Source organism: Arthrobacter sp. BF1 (genome assembly GCF_056680215.1).
In genome coordinates this window covers 997,648-1,017,103 of sequence record NZ_CM155271.1, presented here as the reverse complement: position 1 = coordinate 1,017,103, position 19,456 = coordinate 997,648, and the positions used below count along the sequence as shown (strand labels likewise).

Sequence of the window (19,456 nt, the reverse complement as noted above, 5' to 3'; positions counted from 1 at the left end):
GGAATGGACTTCGAGGACACGCTCTGGACGGTCTTGGGCGCCGGGCTGGTTCTGCTGATGCTGGTGGACGTCTTTCGTACGCTCCTTTACCCGCACGGTTCCGGCCCCCTGGGCCGGGCGATCATGCGCGGATTCTGGCTGGTGTCCAGGAAACTGCGGGGCCGGGGCACCTTCATCGCAGCGCCCCTGGCGATGGCCGCCGTCATCGGTGCCTGGGCAAGCTTGGCGGCCGTCGGCTGGGCCCTGCTCTACCTGCCCCATCTGACGGACGGTTTTATTTACGGTGCAGGGGTTCCGCTGCGGGCCGACTTCGCCGAAGCCCTCTACATCTCCCTGGTCACGCTTTCCACGGTGGGGTTCGGCGATATCGTGGCAGCTCATCCGGTACTCAGACTGGTTGTTGCCCTCCAGGCCGTCACCGGATTCGGGTTGCTGACAGCAACGGTCACCTGGATCCTGCAGACGTTCCCGGCCCTGAACCGTCGCCGGGCCCTTGCCCACCAGCTGAACCTGTTCAGGGAAGCTGCAGGCCCGGCCGGCCTACTGGCTCTGAACCCAGGCCATGCGGCCGGGCTATTGGAGTCAATAGCCGGCAACGTGGCTTCGGTGAGCATAGACCTCCTCGCGTTCCACGAAACCTACTACTTCCGTGAAATTGAGCAGCGCGGTTCCCTGCCGGCCACGGTGGCCTACGCCCAGCAGCTGGCATCCCAGGCGCAACGCAGCGAGAACGCTGAACTGCAGTTCGCCGGACGGATGCTCCACGCGGCCCTCGAAGGACTCGCGGAGGTCCTGCGCGGCAAATTCGGCCACGCAGGAACCACATCCGCCGATGTGTTCGACAGCTACGAGCTGCACCACCGGCACGTGCGGCGCGGGGATCCGGGCGCAAAATAGCCGGCATCCGGCACCCGCGGCGCCGGTCCGTTGCCTTGCACGCGGGTTCTGGGCGAGCGGATCCTGGCGGCCGCGCAGCCGCCGTCAGAGAACCTTTGAAAGGAACTCCTTGGTCCGCTCGTGCTGCGGATTGCTGAGGACCTGCCGGGGCGGGCCGGCCTCCACCACCACGCCCTCGTCCATAAACACCAGGGTGTCCGCCACTTCGCGGGCGAAGCCCATCTCGTGGGTGACCACCAGCATGGTCATGCCGCTCTTGGCCAGTTCCTTCATCACCTCCAGCACCTCCCCCACCAGTTCCGGGTCCAGGGCACTGGTGGGCTCGTCGAAGAGCATCAGCTTCGGGTCCATGGCCAGGGCGCGGGCAATGGCCACCCGCTGCTGCTGCCCGCCGGACAGGTGCGCCGGGTAGGCGTCCCCCTTGTCCCCCATCCCCACGCGCTCCAGCAGTTCTTTGGCCCGGGCGGTGGCCTTCGCCTTGGACAGGCCTTTCACTCGCATCGGGGCAAGGACGATGTTCTCCAAGGCCGTCAGGTGCGGAAACAGGTTGAACCGCTGGAACACCATCCCGATTTCCCGGCGCTGGAACGCCGCTTCGGAGAGCTTCAGTTCGTACAGCTTTTCCCCCTTTTGACGGTAGCCAACCAGCTGGCCGTCCACGGAAAGCCGGCCGCCGTCGACGCGTTCCAGGTGGTTGATGCAGCGCAGGAACGTCGACTTGCCCGAGCCGCTGGGCCCGACGATGCAGAGCACCTGGCCGCGGCCAACCTCCAGGCTGATGCCGCGCAGCACCCTGTTCGTGCCGAAATTCTTGGAGACCTTCTCGGCCAGCACCATCGGCACACCCGTCATCCTTTTCCTCCAAAATCATTGCCGAGCGGGGCACCCGGTGTGCCGGGCTCCCCGGGAACCGCCGGCGCCGCGCCCGCCGCCGGAAGTTCCGACGTCGTCCTCTGCTTGCTGCTGCTGGCCCGCCCGGTGCCGCGGGAGAACCGCTTTTCAATGAAGTGCTGCCCCACCATCAGGACCGATGTGAAGAGCAGGTACCAGAGGGACGCCACAATCAGCAGCGGGACGGGCGTGAACGTCACCGCGGAAATGCCGCGGGACACCCCGTACAGGTCGATGCTCAAGGGGATTGCGGCCACCAGTGACGTGGTCTTCAGCATCGAGATCACCTCGTTGCCGGTGGGCGGAATGATGATCTTCATGGCCTGCGGGACCACCACGAACCGCATGGTCTGGCCCCACGACAGGGCCAGGGCCGTGCCCGCTTCCTCCTGGCCGCGGTCCACGGACAACAGTCCGGCACGCACGATCTCGGACATGTACGCTGCCTCGTTCAGGCCCAGCCCGATCACGGCGGTGATGAAAAGGTTGGTGAAGATCCCGTTCGGGATGGTGACCCACGGCTGCATGAACGGAATGCCCAGGGTGAACACCGGATAGATCAGGGACACCAGGCCCCAGAAGACCAGCTGCACGTAGACCGGGGTCCCGCGGAAGATCCAGATGTACAGCCAAGCAACGTTCTTCAGCACCGGGTTGGGTGAGAGGCGCATGATGGCCAGCACCAGGCCGATGACGATCGCCCCGATCATCGCGTAGACGGTCAGGGACAGCGTCACCCATGCCGCATGGCTGATCCGGCGGTCGAAGATGAACTTGCCCACGTCCGCCCAGCCGTAGTCCGGGCGCTGGGCGGCGTCCAGCACAAACACCGCCAGCCCGAGCACCAAGAGCACGGCAACCAGGATCCGCCAGGGGTGGCGCAGCGGAATCGCGACGATCGTCTCGGGCGGCGCGTCGTCCCCGGCGCTCCCGCTGCCGGTCCGCGGCCCCCTGTCGGGGCCCGACTCAAGCCTGTCGGATTCCGGCGCGCTCATGATCGCTTACCCCTTGGCTGCCACGTTGAGGGCGGCCGTCTTGACTCCGCCGGACTCCACTCCCCACTTGGACAGGATCTTGTTGTACGAACCGTCATCGATCAGTGTCTGCAGCGCCTTCTGCAGGGCGGGCGTGAAGTCGCTGCCCTTGGCCACGGGGATGCCGTACGGGGCCACCTCGAAGGCGTCGCCCGCGGTCTGCAGCTTGTCCTTGGTCTTGGAGATCGCGTAAAGGGTCACCGGCGAATCGGCGCTCATGGCGTCCACCTGGCCCACCGCCAGGGCGTTTGTTGCCTGGTCCTGCGCGTCGAACCGGAAGATCTCGATGGCGGGCTTGCCGGCGTCGGTGCAGGCCTTTGACTTCTTGGGCACTTCATCGGTGTCCTCGTACGTGGTTGCCTGCACGGCCACTTTGAGTCCGCAGGCGTTGTTGGGGTCAACGGTCTTGCCCTTGGCGGTGGCCCACTGGATACCGGCAGAGTAGTAGTTGACGAAGTCCACCTGCTTTTCACGTTCCAGGGTGTCCGTGAACGAGGACATTCCCATGTCATCCTTGCCCGCGCGCACGGCAGGCAGGATGTTGTCGAAGGTGCCGATGTCGAAGTTGACCTTCACGCCCATCACCTTGCCCAGGGCGTTGGTGAGGTCAACCGACCAGCCCGCCGGCGCACCGTTATCGTCCTTGAACTCGTTGGGCGGGTAGTTGTTGGCCATGCCGACGTTCAGCACGCCGGCGCTCTTGATTTTCTCCGGGAGCATCGCGGCGACGTCGTCGTTCTTTTTGACGTCAACAGCGTCGCCTGCGGATCCCGACGCCGAGCCGGTGGCGGCAGGTTGGCTGTTGTCCACGCAACCGGAGAGGGCGAGCGCCGTGACTACAGTGAGGACGGGGAGTATGTATCGGGTGCGCATGGCTTCCTTAGCTTTCAGAGATTCTTCTGGTTCGTGCCTGACTTCGTTTTTTCAAGAATTTCGCCGGAAGAGCGGATGTCACGCAGGATCTCCCCACCCCGGGCTTTCAGCTCAGGAATGCTAGAAACGCCTACCAGCGTCATGGTACGCCTGAGTTCCTCCTCCAGGATGCCGATGATGCGTTCCACGCCCGGCGTGCCGGCTGCCACCAGGCCATAGAGGTACGCCCTGCCGATGGAGCAGGCATCGGCTCCCAGCGCCAGCGCCTTGAGGATGTCGCTGCCGCGCCGGATCCCCGAGTCGACATAAATCTCCAGCGAGTCACCCACCCGCTGGCGCGATTCCTGCAGCACATCCATCGGGCTGAGCATGTGGTCGAGTTGGCGGCCGCCATGGTTGCTGAGCTGGACGGCGTCCAGGCCGATGCGGGCCGCCTTTTCGACATCGGCCGGATTGACGCAGCCCTTGAGCACGATCTTGCCGCCCCACGCCTGGCGCAGATCTTCGAGTTCCTTCCACCCGCTGGTCGCATCCGAATGGCCCAGGATGTGCTGCCACATGGACGGGGTGACCATCGAGGTGGCTGCGGGGCTGCGCGGATCCAGGTTGGGGAAACTGATCCCGTCCGACTTCAGGAAGTTGATCCACCAGGACGGCCGCCGGGCGATGTCCGCGATGGTTGAAAGCGTCAGTGCGGGAGGGGCAGTGAACCCGTTTTGGAGGTCCCGTTCCCTTGACCCGAGCGCCCGGGTGTCGACGCCGATGATCAGTGTGCTGAATCCGGCGGCTTCGCAGCGGGCCAGTTTGTCCTTGGCGGCCTGGGCGTCCGCGCCGAGCCCGAAGTTGAACCAGCGGTCCAGGGCGGGGTGGTTCCTGGCAATGGTTTCCATGGGCACGGTGCTGAGGCCCGCGAGTCCGTAAGGGATACGGGCACTTTCGGCGGCAGCCGCGACGGCGGACTCGCCTTCGGGATGGAACATCCGGGTTGCGCCGGTGGGCGTCAAAGTCAGGGGCAGGGCGCTGGGCTTGCCGAGCAGGACGGTGCTGGTGTCGGGCCCGGACACCGGCCCCCAGGTGGGCATGAGCGCCCAGGAGTCGAAGACGGCACGGTTGCGCCGGAGCGTGACCTCGTCCTCGGAGCCGCCGTCGAGGTAGTCAAAAATTCCCGCCGGCAGGACCCTCTGGGCCGCCTTCCGGTACTCGTCCACGTTGAAGGCGTTGGCCAGCACCCGGCGCCGCCGGGAGAGTACGGGGGCTTTGACCTGGATGAGTTCCCTGGCTTCGCTGATTTTCACTGATGGCCTTCCCCTGCGTACGTTCTAGGCTCAGTGTAGGAGGCGGCCTTGTCCGGGCGTGTTGGCTCAGCCGAACAGCGCCGCCACCCGTGTCAGGGTTTCGTAGACCCCGTAGGCCAGCGGCACCCCGACGAGGGCCCAGGCCACGGCCAGTCTTCCGTTGGACGCTTTCACAGGCGGGTGTGCGCCGGGAGTGTGTGCTGTGCTCATCTCAGGCCTCCATGGCAGGTTTGTACCGACCGCGTTCGGGGCGGGGTTCGTGGAATCGTGCGTCGACCGGTTTGACCAGCAGGTTGGCCACAAAGCCGACCACCAGCAGCCCCACCATGGTCAGCAGCGCCGGCTGGTAGGACGCGGCGTCCAGCTGCCCGGGTTTGCCCTGGGCGTCCAGGAAGGCGTTGACGATCAGCGGGCCGGCGATACCGGCAGCAGACCAGGCGGTCAAGAGCCGGCCGTGGATGGCACCCACCTGGAAGGTTCCGAAGAGGTCCCGGAGGTAGGCCGGAACCGTGGCGAAGCCGCCGCCGTAGAAGGAGATGATGACGAAGGCCAGCGCCACGTACAGGAACGTTGTGGTGGAACCGGCCAGGGCCAGCACCGTGTAGAGCACCGCGCCGACGCCGAGGTACACCATGTAGATACGCTTGCGGCCGGTGACGTCGGAGGTGGCGGACCAGGCGAAGCGGCCGGACATATTGCCGATCGAGAGCAGCCCCACGAAGCCGGAGGCGACGGCGGCACTGACCAGGGACACGCCGTCGGACTGGCGGAAGAAGTCCTGGATCATCGGCGCGGCCTGCTCCAGGATGCCGATGCCGGCGGTGACGTTGCAGAAGAGGGCGATCCAGACGAGCCAGAACTGCCTGGTCTTGATGGCGTTCTTGGCGGAGACGTTGTCCGTGGTGACGAGTGTGGCCGCCTTGACCTTGGCGGGATCGAACCCCTCGGGCTTCCAGCCTTCGGCCGGGACCCGGATGGTGAACGCGCCGAAGAGCATGTACGCGAGGTAGACGACGGCGAGGGTCAGGAAGAGCTTTCCCACCGCATCGCCGCTGGCCACCCAGCCCTGGGCGCCGGAGTTGGGATCGTACGCCTTTAGCAGCGCGGTGGAAACGGGGCTGGCGATCAGTGCGCCGCCGCCGAAGCCCATGATGGCCATGCCGGTGGCCAGGCCCGGCCGGTCCGGGAACCATTTGATCAGGGTGGACACCGGCGAGATGTAGCCGATGCCCAGGCCGATGCCACCCACGAAGCCGTAGCCGAGGTACACCAGCCAGAGCTGGTTGGTGAAGATGCCGAGCGAGCCGATGAGGAAGCCGCTGGCCCAGAACACGGCCGAGGTGAACATGGCTTTGCGCGGGCCGTTCGTGTCCACCCAAGTGCCCATGATCGCGGCCGAGAGGCCCAGCATCACGATGGCGATGGAGAAGATCACGCCAATCTCGGTGAGGCTGGCACCGAAGTGCTTTACCAGGGCCGTCTTGTAGACGCTCGTGGCGTAGGCCTGGCCGATGCAGAGGTGGACGGCGAGCGCCGCGGGCGGCACCAGCCAGCGGTTGAATCCCGGCGGGGCAACAGTTCGTTCACGGTCCAGCCAGCCCATATTTGCTCCTCTTGCCTGTTCGAAGACAGCGGTGTCCAGCGATCTGAAGGCGAAAAACCCTGGACGGGCGAACGCCTCCGGCAATCATGATGCAGATACTAAGCAAACGTACGATTAATGCGGTGAGCGGCAGGGAATTCACGGCAAACGGTCGTTTTGCGGCCTGGTGCTGTCCCACCAGTCCAGCACCCGGGTCCCGTGGAAGGTGAGCCACCTGGACGGTTCACCGGGGACAGCGTCCACCTCGAACCAGACCCGGCCGGGATGGCGCCGCTCCTGCAGCCACGTCCCGTCCGCCTCCCGGCCGGACCGGACCACCTCGATAGCCGCTGCCAGCCGCGGATCCGGCGCGCCGCCGTCGTGCAGTGCCGCGGCCCTGAAGTAGTCCGCCGCGTTGAGCGCGCTGTAGAACCAGCGGAACGGGTACACAAACCGGGCCACCCACGGGCCCACGAAATCCCCCGTAGACAGGGTGTAAAGCAGTTGGCGCCGCAACAGGTACTCCTCGCCGGTGCGCCGCGCGGCACGCAGCTCACTGCTGCCCCCGGTGGTGGCCTCGTAGTAGAGCAGCCCCTTCAGCGCGTTGAGCGTGGAATGGAACGAGGAACGCCCGGACCCCTCCACCCACTCACAGTTCCAGCCGCCGTCGGCCAACTGATGGTCCAGGAACCACTGCCCGAGGCCGGTCACCTCCGCTCCCAGCCACACCCCGTTGGCCAGCGTGAAGGCGTTGATGCAGCAATCCACCTCGCCGCCCCAGTAGGGCAAGTTCTCATACTCCCAGCGGCTGTTCGCCGCGAGGAGCCCGGCGGTCCCGGTGAGGGCGGCGGCGTCCAGGCCCCAGTCGCGGAGGGCATTCAGGGACCAGGTGGTGGCGGTGTACGGCTGGCCTGCGCCGTCCGCAGCTTCCGGGCCCTCGAAATCGAAGTCCTGGGGGAAGTACGCCCCGCCTGCCCACTGGCCGTCAGGGTCCTGCAGTGCGAGCAACCGGGCTCCGAACCCCTCGGTGGCAACGCGGGCACGTGTGGCCTCCCAGACCTCCGGCGGCTCGCCGGCAAGGTCGCGCTGGACCTGCCAGCGCAGCGCGGGGTCGGAGTCAAGCATCCAGTCGAGAAGGGCGGGATCCACGGCCATAGCGGGGAGACTAGCACGGGGTTGGTACGTGGGACAGGAATACTGAGAACCACCGGCACCCCGAATACGGTGCGTGCAAAGGCCGGACCCAGGCTCAACAACACCAACCAGAGGAAACAAGCACACGATGGAGCTACACCTGCAGGGAAAGACGGTCCTGATCACGGGCGCCTCACAGGGCATCGGCCGGGAAACAGCACTGGTGCTGGCGGAGGAAGGCTGCAACCTTGTCCTGGTCAGCCGGAACGCCCAGCGCCTGAACGAGCTGGCCGGTGCCATCCGCTCACGGCACGGCGTCTCGGTCAGCGTGATGGCTGCAGACCTGTCCTCGACGGCTGACGTGGAACGTGTGGGCTCCAGCGTGGGAGACATCGACGTGCTCGTGAACAATGCCGGCGCCATTCCGCCCGGAACGCTGCAGGACATTGACGACCGGCAATGGCGGGACGCCTGGGACCTCAAGGTCTTCGGCTACATCAACCTGACCCGCGCCCTGTACGCCAACCTCAAAGAGCGGCAGGGCGTCATCGTGAACGTCATCGGCGCCGGCGGCGAGTCCTTCAACCCGGGCTACATCGCCGGGGCCGCGGGCAACGCCGCACTCATGGCCTTCACCCGCGCCCTCGGAAAGTCAGCCGCACAGGACCGGATGCGCGTGGTCGGCATCAACCCCGGGCCCGTGTCCACGCCGCGGAATGAAACGATGCTTCGGAACAGAGCCCGGGCGGAATTCGGTGACGAGAACCGGTGGGTGGAACTCAACGCTGCGATGCCCTACGGGCGGGCCGCCACCCCCGGGGAAATCGCCAGCGCCGTCGCGTTCCTCGCATCCTCCCGGTCCGGCTACACCAACGGCACCATCCTGACCATCGACGGCGGCCCCGCCTAGGGCAAGCTCGGGCCCGGCCGGACCATCCTGAGCTGGGGCAGCTCCTCCCACTCCGGCGGCAGCAGGCCGCTCGTCCCGTCGGGGCGGAAGCCATGCTTGGCGTAAAACGCCTGCGCCCGGGGATTGTCCCGGAGCACCCACAGATAGGCGGGGGAATCGCCGACGGCGGCACTCAACAGTGCCGCGCCCAGTCCTGTTCCATAGGTGTGCCGGAGCGTGAAGATCGAATACAGTTCCAGTTCCTCGGGGCCGGGATCATCCCGGCCCGGGCCGGCGTCCGCCAATCCCACGATGTGGTTGTCGCCGTCAACGGCAATGATCCGCGGATCGGCTACTGCGAGGTGCGGACGACGCCGTTCCGCGCGTTCGCGGATGCTGGCCCGGCGGTCGCGGAAGAACTCCGGCGAGAGCAGGTGCCCGTAGCTCTCCTCATGGGCGATTGTGTGAAAGAGCACCACGGCCATAGCGTCCTCGGGAGTGGCCTGGCGAAGTTGAAAGTCCATCCGGTCAGACTAAGCTCTGCGGGGCGCCTAGGCCGGCGTCATGCCAGGCGTTTCCGGAGCGGTGGAGGGTTCCTGCACGTCCTGGATGACCTCGTTGTGCCGCAGGAACCATGGCTTGAATGGCGGGTCAAAGCGGGCGAACCGCGGCGGGCCCACGGCCGTCAGCCCGGCGAGCGTCAGCGCCGCCTCCAGCCCCGTGGTGCGGCGGGCAAAGGCCGCTCCGGTGCCGCTTCCCGAGAAGCGGACCACGGCGGCAAGCGAACCCGGAACTTCCCGGAGCACAACGTCAGGGTTCGTCGGAGCCGGAGCTGTTTCCGCCGTCGTGCCGTCGGGGAGCACAAAGGCGATCACAAAGTCAGCGGGCTCATCGCTGCCCGGAAGCGGACCGCTCTGCAGCACTGGCGCGGTCATCGCCAGCTTCTGCGAACCTCGGGATTCTTGGATGACCGGGGCCGTCATCGCCAGCTTTTGCCGGGCCGTGTTGCTGCCGCTGATGTAGTTGAACAGGTGCCGGAAGGCAGCATTGCCGGCGCGGTCAAACGTCGCGTTGACGTGCACTTCGGCGACAACGTGCGCTGGATAGCGGCGCAGCTCGAAGTGCGGGTAGCGGTGAACCAGCTCGTAGGGTTGCTGTTCGGTCATGGCTCCAGACCCTACGCCGGTCCGGCGTGGGCGGCTAGAGACCGGACTACCCTCTGGCTTCGAAAACCCTAGACATGTGACCATTTAGTCACCTATTCTTGAACTGTGGACGCCGTATTCAAGGCCCTCGCCGACCCCACCCGCCGGGACCTGCTTGATGAGCTCTTCCGGGAGGACGGGCAGACCCTCCATGCACTCGAGGCCCGCTTCGCGATGACCCGCTACGGGGTCATGAAGCACCTCAAGCTGCTGGAGGATGCCGGCCTGGTGGTCACCCGCCGTCGGGGCCGCGAGAAACTCCACTTCCTGAATCCGGTGCCCATCCGGCTGATCCACGACCGCTGGGTGAGCAAATACGCCGAACCATGGGCCGCTGGCCTCAGCGACCTCAAAACCAGATTGGAAAGTCCCATGGAAAAGATCTTCGAAATCTACATCAAGACCACCCCGGAACGGCTCTGGGAAGCCATCACGGACAGCGAGATCCGCAGCAAATACCAGTTCGGAAACTCCCTCGAATCCGACTGGACCCCGGGCGGACGGTTTGAAATGGGCAACCCCAAAGCCGGCGAGCTGCTGGGCGAAGGCGAAAACCTCGAAGTCGACCCGCCACGCAAGCTCGTCCAGACCATGACCGCGCTCTGGGGCGAGGACGTCAAAGCCGAAGGCACCTCCCGCATCACCTGGGAAATCGAACCCGTGGGCGACTCCTGCCACCTCACCGTCACCCACGACCAACTCCGCGAAGGCGCCAACGAACAGCTCTACGGCGGCTGGCCCATGATCCTCTCCGGCCTCAAAACCTGGCTCGAAACCGGTGAAAAGCTCACCACCCCCGGCTCCCTCATGTACACCTGACGCGACGGTCGGCACCCCACCCGGGTGCCGCCGTCGTAATGCCCGACGGCGGCCGCTGGCCAGGTGCCCGTCCGCGGGCGTGCGGGGAAGCTTGCGTCTAGCGGGGAACCAGTCGCCACAGGGACGTGACCTCGGCCGCGCGCGCCTCGAACAGAGGATCGTCGCGGTCCGATGGCTTCGAATGCGTTGGCCTGGTGTCGAGCCGTTCCACCACCTTGAGCCCGGACGCCTCGATGGCGGTCAGCAGATCATCACGCGACCGCAGGCCAAGGTGCTCGGCCAGGTCGGAGAGGACAAGCCAGCCCTCACCGCCCGGCTCCAGGTGGTCGGAAAGTTCGTTCAGGAAGCGGAACAGCATCCTGCTCCCGGGGTCGTAGACGGCGCTGTCCAGGCTGGAATGCGGCGTGGCCGGAATCCAGGGCGGGTTGCACACAACCAGCGGTGCCCGCCCGGGCGGGAACATATCGGTCAGGACGGCCTCAGCGCGGTCCTGGACACCGAGGTTCCGGAAATTCTCAGCGGCGCAGGCGATGGCGCGCGGTTCATTGTCCGTCGCCACCACGCGTCGGACGCCGCGGCGCGCGAGGACGGCAGCGAGCACGCCGGTGCCGGTTCCGACGTCGAACGCCAGCGTGTCAGAGGGCAGCGCAGCGGCGGCCACGAGGTCCACGTACTCACTCCGGGTGGGGAAGAACGTGCCATAGTGCGGGTGGATGCGGTCCTGCAGGGCATCGACGTAGACGCCGTTCCGCCGCCACTCGTGGGCGCCAATGGCCCCGACCAGTTCGTGCAGGGACACCACGGAAGGATCGCCGATGTCACCGTACGCTTCCGCGGCGGCCTCCCGGATGTCCGGTGCGCGGCGCAGCGGCACCGCCGGGCCCGGATCAAGCGGAATCAGCACCAGGCCGAGAATGCGGGCACGGTGCGAGCGGGACTGGCGGTGCCGGTAGAACTGATCGGCCGGAGTTCCTGTGCTCTTCTTTCCGGCGCCTATCCGCCGGTCCAGGGCGTTGAGGATCTGCCGTGCGTTGTGGAAGTCACCGTGCCAGAGCATCGCGATCCCCTGCGACGCCATCCGGTTCGCATCGTCGGCCGTGAGGGAGTCGTCCACCACTTCCACGCGCGTCGGCGCCGGCCGGCCGTTCGCCGAACGCCAGCGCGCGGTCCTGCTTCCGCCGTCCTCGACCCAGGTGACGACGGCGGGATCATCCACCGCAGCTGCGCTCGAGGGCTTGGGGGCCGCCGTCGGGATGTCCACGGGAGCTGGCGTGTCAGTGCTGATAAAGGATCCATTCGAAGAGTTTTGGGGGGCCGATCGGAGACTGACGATTGCGGCGGCGATTCCGGCCGGAGGACTTCAACCTGCCTTGTCAGGATACAGGGGCGGCTCCTGCCGCCTCACCGCTCCCCCGCCCCGCGCTCAGGTCCCGAATGCGCCGCCTTGGCGGCCTCATAGCCGGTGCCGAAAGGTAGCGTGGCCATGTCCAGCATGGGGTTATCGTCCTGGGTTGCCACCAGTTCGCGGGCAGCTTCCTCCGAATCCACGCTGGGCATCGACCCGGGCAGGTGCCTCCGGGCTGATTCCGGCAGGAAGTAAATGGTGACCGCGGCGATTGCCGAGGTGGCCATGAGGTAGTACGCGGGCATCATGTCGTTGCCCGTCAGTTGAATCAGGCTCGCAATAATGAACGGCGTGGTGCCGCCGAAGATGGCCACGGCGAAGTTGTAGGCGATGCCCATGGCCCCGTAGCGGTGGGCCGTGGGGAACAGCGCCGGCAGCGCCGAGGCGAGATTGGCAACGTAGAACGTGACGGGGAAGGCCACCAGGGCAAGGCCCGTGATGGTGGCCGGGACGGTTCCGATGGAGATCAGAATGAACGCGGGAAGCGACAGAACCACCGTGCTGATGGCACCGATCCACAGCACGGGGCGCCGGCCAATGCGGTCCGAGAGATGACCGGTCAGTGGAATGCACAGGGACATAACCACCAGGACCGGGATGGTGAGGAGGGTCCCGTGGATCTCGTCGTATCCCTTGTTGGTGGTCAGGTAGGTGGGCATGTAGGACGTCAGGGCGTAGCCCACCGTATTGGCAGCGGCCACGAGGATCAGGGCCAGCACTATCCTCTGCCAGTAGGCCTTGAAAATACCCACCGGGCCCATGGGGCCGAGCACCTCACCGGTTTCTGGGTGCCTGGCGATTTGGGCCTCGGCGTCGAGTGTTGCCTGGAACGCGGGCGATTCCTCGATCTTCATCCGGAAGTAGATCGCAATGATGCCGAGGGGCCCGGCGATCAGGAACGGAATGCGCCAGCCCCAGGCCTCCATCCCCGCCTGGCCCAGGCTCAGCTGGAGGACCGACACCAGGCCCGCGCCCAGGGCAAAGCCCAGGTAGCTGCCCATATCCAGGAAGCTGGCGAAGAAGCCGCGGCGGTGGTCCGGGGAGTGCTCACTGACGAACGTCGTGGCGCCTGCGTACTCGCCGCCGGTGGAAAAGCCCTGGACCAGTTTGGTGACCACCAGCAGCACGGCGGCCCAGATGCCCAGCACCGAGTAGCCCGGGAGCAGACCGACGGCGAAGGTCGCCGCGGCCATGAGCATCAGGGTCATGGCCAAGACCTTCTGGCGGCCGATCTTGTCGCCCAGCCAGCCGAAGAAGACGCCGCCCACGGGCCGGGCGATAAACGTGGCACCGAAGGTTCCCAGCAGGAACAGGTTCTGCACGGCTTTGTCCGCTTCAGGCAGGAACACCGGCCCCATGGTGGTGATCAGATAACCGAACACCCCGACGTCGTACCACTCCATCGTGTTGCCCACGATCGTCCCGCCAAGCGCCTTCCTCAGGGTCCGGGGGTTCACCACATTGACGTCTGAAACGCGGAGCCGGCGCTTCCTGAGAGGTTGCTGGGTCATACCCGTCCCACCTCCAAATTGAGGTGGCGCGTCCGCTGGCGTACCGGCACTTTGGTTCCTCCCATGGAGGTCGCAACGCCACCGACGGATGGCGCCGCCTTTGGCGTTGGACTCACGGCTGCGGTGAGACCCACGTGCCCGGCAACCGTGCCGGGCTGTCCAGAAGATTGAATGTCCGACTCTGCGGACAGAACCCCCGGGCTCTGTCCTGCCCGGGATCATGCCAAGCTGTTTGTGCTGCTCCGACCAGTCTGGCACCGGCCCGCGGGCACAGCAATGGATTTCGGTAACCCCGATCACCCGCTCCGGGCAGCTGTGGGCAGGCTTGGTGGCCCCGATTATTCCGTAGAGTAATATTTAAATTCCACAGTCTGGAATCCCCGAGGGCGAGGTGGACGCCAGCCGGGCGTCACGCGCCCCGAGCCCCACCTACATAGGAGTAGATGACCATGCTTTACCTGGGCCTTCTTTTGTCCGGGGCGGCGCTCCTGATTAACGGGCTGGGGCTGTTGGGTTGGGTACCCCTCCGGGATTCAGCAATATTCAGCATGCTCATCGGCGGGGTCCAGCTCGTCCTAGCGGTAACTTTCACGGCCACCACAGGCGCCGGATCCCAGACCCTCCTCGGCGCTGCCGGCATGTTCCTTTTCGCATTGACGTATGTATACGTGGGACTAAATACGATTCTGCGGCTCGGATCCCGGGGACTGGGATGGTTCAGCGCCCTGGCCGGGGTGCTAGGTATTTTGCTCGCAATAACCTGGCTTCCAACCGACCCGCTTCTGGGCGTTCTCTGGCTGGCGTGGGCCGTCCTCTGGGCCCTGTTCTTCATCCAGATGGTGCTGGGACGCGATGACGTTGTTCCCTTCATTGGCTGGTCACTGGTGCTGATGAGCCAGGTGACCGCCACGGCACCGGCGCTCCTGGGACTGACCGGAAACTGGCCGCAGAGCCCGGCAGTGGCCGCCGCAGCCGCCACAACCTTGGCCGCGCTCTTTCTGCTGGCCGGCCGCCTCGGCTGGCGCAAACACCGGCCGGGACAGCCAACGCCCCGCATAACCAACAGAACCGCGTCAGATCCGAGCGCCCGCTGACCACCTCTTCACCGGCCGCAGTCGCAATGAGCAGCGCCACCGGCTAAGTTGACACGAAATACTGCTTGCGCTTCACTGTTTGCATATGTTGAAATAAAATTTCCACGATACGAAATAGCTTATAACGGTGCCGTGGATGACCGCACCAGTAAAGGACCGGCAATGATGCTCCAGAAATTCAACGAGGCTGACCGCGCTGAGATCGTCTCAGCGCTGCGCCCTTGCCTTGATATCCCGCGCTGGGCCGATCAGATCGCCGATGCCCGGCCTTTTTCCTCCGTGGACGATCTCCTCACCTTCGCCGGCCGCGCAGCCAAACCGTTCACGGACCAGGAAGTTGAGTCGGCACTGGCCCATCATCCGAGGATCGGTGAACGCGCAGCCGGCGACAGTTCCGAGGCCCGGCTCTCCCGTGCCGAACAGGAGGCCCTGGGTGGCACCACGCCGGCTGTGGCCGCCGCGCTCCTTGAAGGTAACCGCAGCTACGAAGAGAAATTCGGCCGGGTCTTCCTGATCCGTGCCGCCGGCCGCAGCAAGGAAGAGATCCTCGAGGCACTCCAGGTAAGGCTCTCCCACAGCGCCTCAGAGGAAAACCCGATCGTGCAGCAACAGCTCCGCGAAATTGCCGTACACAGGCTTGAAGGAATGATGAGCGAATGACCACGTCCCACATAACCACCCACGTCCTGGATACCTCCACGGGGAAGCCGGCCGCGGGAATCCCGGTACGGCTGGAAGCCGAGACCCAAGGCTCCTGGTCCGAGGTTGCGGCTGCCACCACTGATGCCGACGGGCGGGTCAAGGACCTCGGCCCCGAGGTCCTGGAATCCGGAACCTACCGGCTGCAGTTCACCACCGCCGGGTACTTCGCGAACAGCAACACCGCCGCATTCTTCCCCGAAGTGGTGCTGGTGTTCACAGTGGCCCGCGACGAACCGCACTACCACGTCCCGTTGCTGCTGAGCCCGTTCTCCTTTTCCAGCTACCGCGGAAGCTGACCCGCCCGGGCGCGGCAGCGAGCTCTAGCCGCGCCCGATAAACGGCATTCCGGCCGCCGTGATGACCACGGAGCCCACACTGGCCGACGGCGGCATCCCCGCCATCATCAGCACCGCCCGGGCCGCATCCTCCACCGGGAAGGTCGGCTCCACCTTCCGGCTGCCGTCCGCCTGAAGCGCACCGGAACCGACACCCAAGGTGTCCATGATTTCCGTCGCCGTGTTGCCGATGTCGATCTGCCCGCAGGTAATGCCGAAGCCGCGCCCGTCCAGTTCGATGCTCTTGGTCAGCCCGGTGATGGCGTGCTTGCTGACCGTGTACGCCACGGTGCGCGGCCGCGGCGAATGCGCGGCGATGGACCCGTTGTTGATGATCCTGCCGCCCTGCGGCGACTGCGCCTTCATGGCCCGGACCGCGGCGGCCGCGCACAGCATGGAGCCCGTCAGGTTCACCGCCAAGGTGGCCGCCCAGTCCGCCGGGCTGATCTCGTCCACCGCGGCCGCGGGGCCGGCCACGCCGGCGTTGTTGAACAGCACATCCACTCTCCCCCACCGCCGGAGCGCCGCGGCGAAAAGCCGCTCGACGTCGTCGGGCACCGTAACATCGCACGGAACCGCGTACGCCTGCTTATGGCCGTTGGCGGCCTCCTGCAGCTGCGCCTCCCGCCGGCCGGCCAGCACCACCCGGTAGCCCTCGGCCAGCATGAGCCGCGCCACCGCGCGGCCGATGCCGGAACCTGCTCCGGTCACGACGGCGACTCTCACGTTGGGTTCTGGGGTGGCAGCGATAGGGTCCTCCTGAGTACAGACGGCCACTCCGGCCGCCGGTGTGTAGCCTACGACGCCGCCCATCAACTGTCAGTCCGGCAGTCCACCCCCGCAGTCACAATCGGTGCGCAGACGCGCCCGGAGCACCCGTCGCCGTCGTCGACCACTTCATCTTGACTGCCCGCACACCTCTCGGTAATCTCGAACAGCAAGAAAGTTTTCTCACAATATGAAAACTTGGCCAAGACATTCAAAGATGAAACGAGGCTGCCGTGGCTGCAGGAGAAGATACCTCCCATATCCTCAGCGGGTTGACTAACCAGCTGCCTGATCGTGATCCGGAAGAGACCGCCGAATGGGTTGAGTCCCTGGACGCGCTGATCAGGGAACAGGGCACCGAACGTGCCCAATACATCATGCGGAGCCTGCTGCAGCGCGCTGGCGCGCAAAGCGTCGGCGTGCCGATGGTGACCACCACGGACTACGTGAACACCATTCCCGTGGACCAGGAAGCACAGTTCCCCGGCAACGAGGAATACGAGCGCCGCTACCGCGCATACATGCGCTGGAACGCTGCCATCATGGTGCACCGGGCGCAGCGGGCGAACATCGGCGTCGGCGGTCACATTTCCACCTACGCGGGTGCCGCGACCCTGTACGAGGTGGGATTCAACCACTTCTTCCGCGGCAAGGACCACCCGGGCGGCGGTGACCAGGTCTTCTTCCAGGGCCACGCGTCCCCCGGCATGTACGCACGTGCGTTTATGGAAGGCCGTCTTACCGAGGAGGACATGGACGGCTTCCGCCAGGAGAAGTCCAAGGAAGGCCATGCGCTGTCCTCCTACCCGCACCCGAGGCTGATGCCGGAGTTCTGGGAATTCCCCACGGTCTCGATGGGCATCGGTCCCATGAATGCGATCTACCAGGCGCAGTCCAACCGTTACCTGCACAACCGCGGTTTGAAGGACACCAGTGACCAGCAGGTCTGGGCGTTCCTGGGCGATGGCGAAATGGACGAGCCCGAGTCCCGCGGCCTGCTCCAGCTCGCCGCGAACGAAAATCTGGACAACCTGAACTTCGTGATCAACTGCAACCTCCAGCGCCTGGACGGGCCGGTGCGTGGCAACGGCAAGATCATGCAGGAACTCGAAGCGTTCTTCCGCGGCGCGGGCTGGAACGTCATCAAGGTTGTCTGGGGCCGGGAGTGGGATGACCTGCTCGCCAAGGATGACGACGGCTCGCTCGTGAAGATCATGAACGAGACCGTCGACGGCGACTACCAGACCTACAAGGCCGAGTCCGGCGGATTCGTCCGGGAACACTTCTTCGGCCAGACCCCGCAGACCAAGGACATGGTCGCGGACCTCTCCGATGATGAGATCTGGAACCTCAAGCGCGGCGGCCACGATTACCACAAGGTTTACGCCGCCTACAAGGCCGCGACCGAGTTCAAGGGCAAGCCGACGGTCATCCTGGCGCACACCGTCAAGGGCTACGGCCTCGGACCGCACTTCGAGGGCCGCAACGCGACCCACCAGATGAAGAAGCTCACGCTCGATGACCTGAAGAAGTTCCGCGACCACCTGCGGATTCCGGTCACCGACGAGCAACTGGAGAAGGATCTGTACCAGCCGCCATACTTCCACCCGGGCCCGAACGCCCCCGAGATTGCCTATCTCCTGGAGCGGCGAAGGATGCTGGGCGGCTCCGTGCCCGAACGGCGTCCGAACCATGATGCCGTTGACATGCCGGAGGCCAAGACCTTCGACGTCGCCAAGCGCGGTTCCGGCAAGCAGCAGGCGGCCACCACCATGTCCTTTGTGCGGCTCCTGAAAGACCTGCTGCGGGACAAGAAGTTCGGGCACCGGATTGTGCCCATCGTGCCGGATGAATCCAGGACGTTCGGCATGGATGCCTTCTTCCCCACCGCCAAGATCTACAACCCGGGCGGCCAGAACTACCTGTCCGTGGACCGTGACCTGGTGCTCGCCTACAAGGAATCGGCGCAGGGCCAGCTGATCCACCCGGGCATCAACGAAGCAGGCGCCGTGGCAGCGTTCACCGCCGCCGGCACCGCGTACGCCACCCACGGCGTGCCGCTGCTCCCGGTCTACGTGTTCTACTCCATGTTCGGCTTCCAGCGCACGGGTGACGCGTTCTGGGCCGCGGCGGACCAGATGACCCGCGGCTTCATCATCGGCGCCACCGCCGGCCGGACCACCCTGACCGGCGAAGGCCTCCAGCACGCCGACGGCCACTCGCCACTGCTCGCGTCCACCAACCCGGCCGTGGTCACCTACGACCCCGCCTACGGGTACGAAATGGGCCACATCATGCGCGACGGCATCGAGCGCATGTATGGGCCCGGTGCCAACGGCGACGGAACCGGACCAGCCTCCGATAGAAACCTGATGTACTACCTGACGGTGTACAACGAGCCCATCACCCAGCCGGCGGAACCCGAGAACCTCGATGTCGAGGGTGTGCTGAAGGGCATTCACCGGGTGTCGTCGTCGGGCATTGAAGGGGCCGGCGCTGAAGGCCCGCGCAGCCAGATCCTGGCCTCCGGTGTCTCGGTCCCTTGGGCCATCGGAGCCCAGCGGATCCTGGCCGAGGACTGGGGCGTCTCCGCCGACGTCTGGTCCGTCACATCCTGGAACGAACTGCGCCGCGACGGCCTCGCCGCCGAGGAGGAAGCGTTCCTCCACCCCGGCGAACCTGCCCGGATCCCGTTTGTGGCCAAGCAACTGGCCGACGCCCACGGGCCCGTAGTGGCAGTCTCCGACTACATGAAGGCAGTCCCGGACCAGATCCGCCAGTTCCTCCCCCACCAGTTCGCCTCCCTCGGCGCCGATGGCTTCGGCTTCTCCGACACCCGCGCGGCAGCCCGCCGCTTCTTCAAGAACGACACCCACTCCATCGTGGTGAAGACCCTGCAACTGCTCGCAGCGAGGGGTGATGTGGAGGCGGGCGCACCACAATACGCCATGGACCGCTACAAGCTCCTGGACGTCAACGCGGGCACCACGGGCGGGGCGGGCGGAGACGCCTGACCCACCCC

Annotated in this window: 19 protein-coding genes; 7 read left to right on the top strand and 12 right to left on the bottom strand. The window is 65.8% G+C overall.

What is annotated here, in order from left to right:
* Positions 1-3 precede the first annotated feature (3 nt).
* Complete coding sequence (locus tag AC1MCD_RS04920) at positions 4-897, top strand: potassium channel family protein (RefSeq protein ID WP_498676384.1); 894 nt, start codon at positions 4-6, stop codon at positions 895-897.
* A gap of 84 nt (positions 898-981) precedes the next feature.
* Here AC1MCD_RS04920 and AC1MCD_RS04915 read toward each other — a convergent pair whose 3' ends face one another.
* The 7 genes from AC1MCD_RS04915 to AC1MCD_RS04885 form a co-directional block, all read right to left on the bottom strand.
* Positions 982-1,749: an amino acid ABC transporter ATP-binding protein gene (locus AC1MCD_RS04915; RefSeq protein WP_498676382.1), complete on the bottom strand. Its 768-nt coding sequence runs from the start codon at positions 1,747-1,749 to the stop codon at positions 982-984.
* Positions 1,746-2,783: an amino acid ABC transporter permease gene (locus AC1MCD_RS04910; RefSeq protein ID WP_498676380.1), complete on the bottom strand. Its 1,038-nt coding sequence runs from the start codon at positions 2,781-2,783 to the stop codon at positions 1,746-1,748. Before AC1MCD_RS04910 ends, AC1MCD_RS04915 begins: the two co-directional genes overlap by 4 nt.
* Before the next feature lie 6 nt (positions 2,784-2,789).
* Positions 2,790-3,695 (bottom strand): ABC transporter substrate-binding protein, encoded by a 906-nt coding sequence (locus AC1MCD_RS04905; protein WP_498676379.1) that lies wholly within the window; start codon positions 3,693-3,695, stop codon positions 2,790-2,792.
* Positions 3,696-3,709: 14 nt separating this feature from the next.
* A complete protein-coding gene (locus AC1MCD_RS04900) occupies positions 3,710-4,990 on the bottom strand; it encodes an alpha-hydroxy acid oxidase (RefSeq protein ID WP_498676377.1) in 1,281 nt (426 codons plus the stop codon).
* 66 nt (positions 4,991-5,056) lie between these two features.
* The gene (locus AC1MCD_RS04895) at positions 5,057-5,200 is read right to left on the bottom strand and encodes an MFS transporter small subunit (protein ID WP_498676374.1); all 144 of its coding nucleotides are present in this window, start codon (positions 5,198-5,200) and stop codon (positions 5,057-5,059) included.
* Position 5,201: 1 nt separating this feature from the next.
* Positions 5,202-6,593 (bottom strand): OFA family MFS transporter, encoded by a 1,392-nt coding sequence (locus AC1MCD_RS04890; protein WP_498676372.1) that lies wholly within the window; start codon positions 6,591-6,593, stop codon positions 5,202-5,204.
* Positions 6,594-6,731: 138 nt separating this feature from the next.
* Entirely contained in the window at positions 6,732-7,727 is a 996-nt protein-coding gene (locus tag AC1MCD_RS04885) for a squalene cyclase (protein ID WP_498676370.1), read from the bottom strand.
* A 127-nt stretch (positions 7,728-7,854) separates the two neighbouring features.
* Between AC1MCD_RS04885 and AC1MCD_RS04880 the strand changes: the two genes are divergently transcribed.
* Complete coding sequence (locus AC1MCD_RS04880; protein WP_498676368.1) at positions 7,855-8,616, top strand: short-chain dehydrogenase/reductase; 762 nt, start codon at positions 7,855-7,857, stop codon at positions 8,614-8,616.
* Here AC1MCD_RS04880 and AC1MCD_RS04875 read toward each other — a convergent pair.
* Together AC1MCD_RS04875 and AC1MCD_RS04870 are read right to left on the bottom strand one after the other, a co-directional pair.
* Complete coding sequence (locus AC1MCD_RS04875) at positions 8,613-9,119, bottom strand: GNAT family N-acetyltransferase (protein ID WP_498676366.1); 507 nt, start codon at positions 9,117-9,119, stop codon at positions 8,613-8,615. The two genes, AC1MCD_RS04880 and AC1MCD_RS04875, sit on opposite strands and share 4 nt — an antisense overlap.
* 27 nt (positions 9,120-9,146) lie before the next feature.
* On the bottom strand, positions 9,147-9,761 hold the full coding sequence (locus tag AC1MCD_RS04870) for an SOUL family heme-binding protein (RefSeq protein ID WP_498676364.1): 615 nt from the start codon (positions 9,759-9,761) through the stop codon (positions 9,147-9,149).
* Between the two features lie 105 nt (positions 9,762-9,866).
* Between AC1MCD_RS04870 and AC1MCD_RS04865 the strand changes: the two genes are divergently transcribed.
* Positions 9,867-10,619 carry an ArsR/SmtB family transcription factor gene (locus AC1MCD_RS04865; RefSeq protein WP_498676361.1) on the top strand — a complete coding sequence of 251 codons (753 nt, stop codon included), beginning with the start codon at positions 9,867-9,869 and terminating at the stop codon, positions 10,617-10,619.
* A 97-nt stretch (positions 10,620-10,716) separates the two neighbouring features.
* Here the strand turns inward: AC1MCD_RS04865 and AC1MCD_RS04860 are convergent, their stop codons facing one another.
* Positions 10,717-11,880: a methyltransferase gene (locus AC1MCD_RS04860; RefSeq protein ID WP_498676359.1), complete on the bottom strand. Its 1,164-nt coding sequence runs from the start codon at positions 11,878-11,880 to the stop codon at positions 10,717-10,719.
* Between the two features lie 140 nt (positions 11,881-12,020).
* Positions 12,021-13,535: an MFS transporter gene (locus AC1MCD_RS04855; protein ID WP_498676358.1), complete on the bottom strand. Its 1,515-nt coding sequence runs from the start codon at positions 13,533-13,535 to the stop codon at positions 12,021-12,023.
* A 443-nt stretch (positions 13,536-13,978) separates the two neighbouring features.
* Here AC1MCD_RS04855 and AC1MCD_RS04850 point away from each other — a divergent pair, with 443 nt between their 5' ends.
* The 3 genes from AC1MCD_RS04850 (at position 13,979) to uraH (ending at position 15,627) form a co-directional block, all read left to right on the top strand.
* On the top strand, positions 13,979-14,629 hold the full coding sequence (locus AC1MCD_RS04850; RefSeq protein WP_498676356.1) for an AmiS/UreI family transporter: 651 nt from the start codon (positions 13,979-13,981) through the stop codon (positions 14,627-14,629).
* A 162-nt stretch (positions 14,630-14,791) separates the two neighbouring features.
* Positions 14,792-15,289: a 2-oxo-4-hydroxy-4-carboxy-5-ureidoimidazoline decarboxylase gene (uraD, locus tag AC1MCD_RS04845; protein WP_498676354.1), complete on the top strand. Its 498-nt coding sequence runs from the start codon at positions 14,792-14,794 to the stop codon at positions 15,287-15,289.
* The gene (uraH, locus tag AC1MCD_RS04840; RefSeq protein WP_498676352.1) at positions 15,286-15,627 is read left to right on the top strand and encodes a hydroxyisourate hydrolase; all 342 of its coding nucleotides are present in this window, start codon (positions 15,286-15,288) and stop codon (positions 15,625-15,627) included. Before uraD ends, uraH begins: the two co-directional genes overlap by 4 nt.
* Before the next feature lie 24 nt (positions 15,628-15,651).
* On the opposite strand, the gene AC1MCD_RS04835 is transcribed toward uraH, so the two are convergent.
* Positions 15,652-16,332 carry an SDR family oxidoreductase gene (locus tag AC1MCD_RS04835; RefSeq protein ID WP_498678188.1) on the bottom strand — a complete coding sequence of 227 codons (681 nt, stop codon included), beginning with the start codon at positions 16,330-16,332 and terminating at the stop codon, positions 15,652-15,654.
* 335 nt (positions 16,333-16,667) lie between these two features.
* On the opposite strand from AC1MCD_RS04835, the gene aceE reads away from it, so the two are divergent.
* Positions 16,668-19,448, top strand: a complete 2,781-nt coding sequence (gene aceE, locus AC1MCD_RS04830) for a pyruvate dehydrogenase (acetyl-transferring), homodimeric type (RefSeq protein ID WP_498676350.1) — start codon at positions 16,668-16,670, stop codon at positions 19,446-19,448.
* The last annotated feature ends 8 nt before the right edge of the window (positions 19,449-19,456 follow it).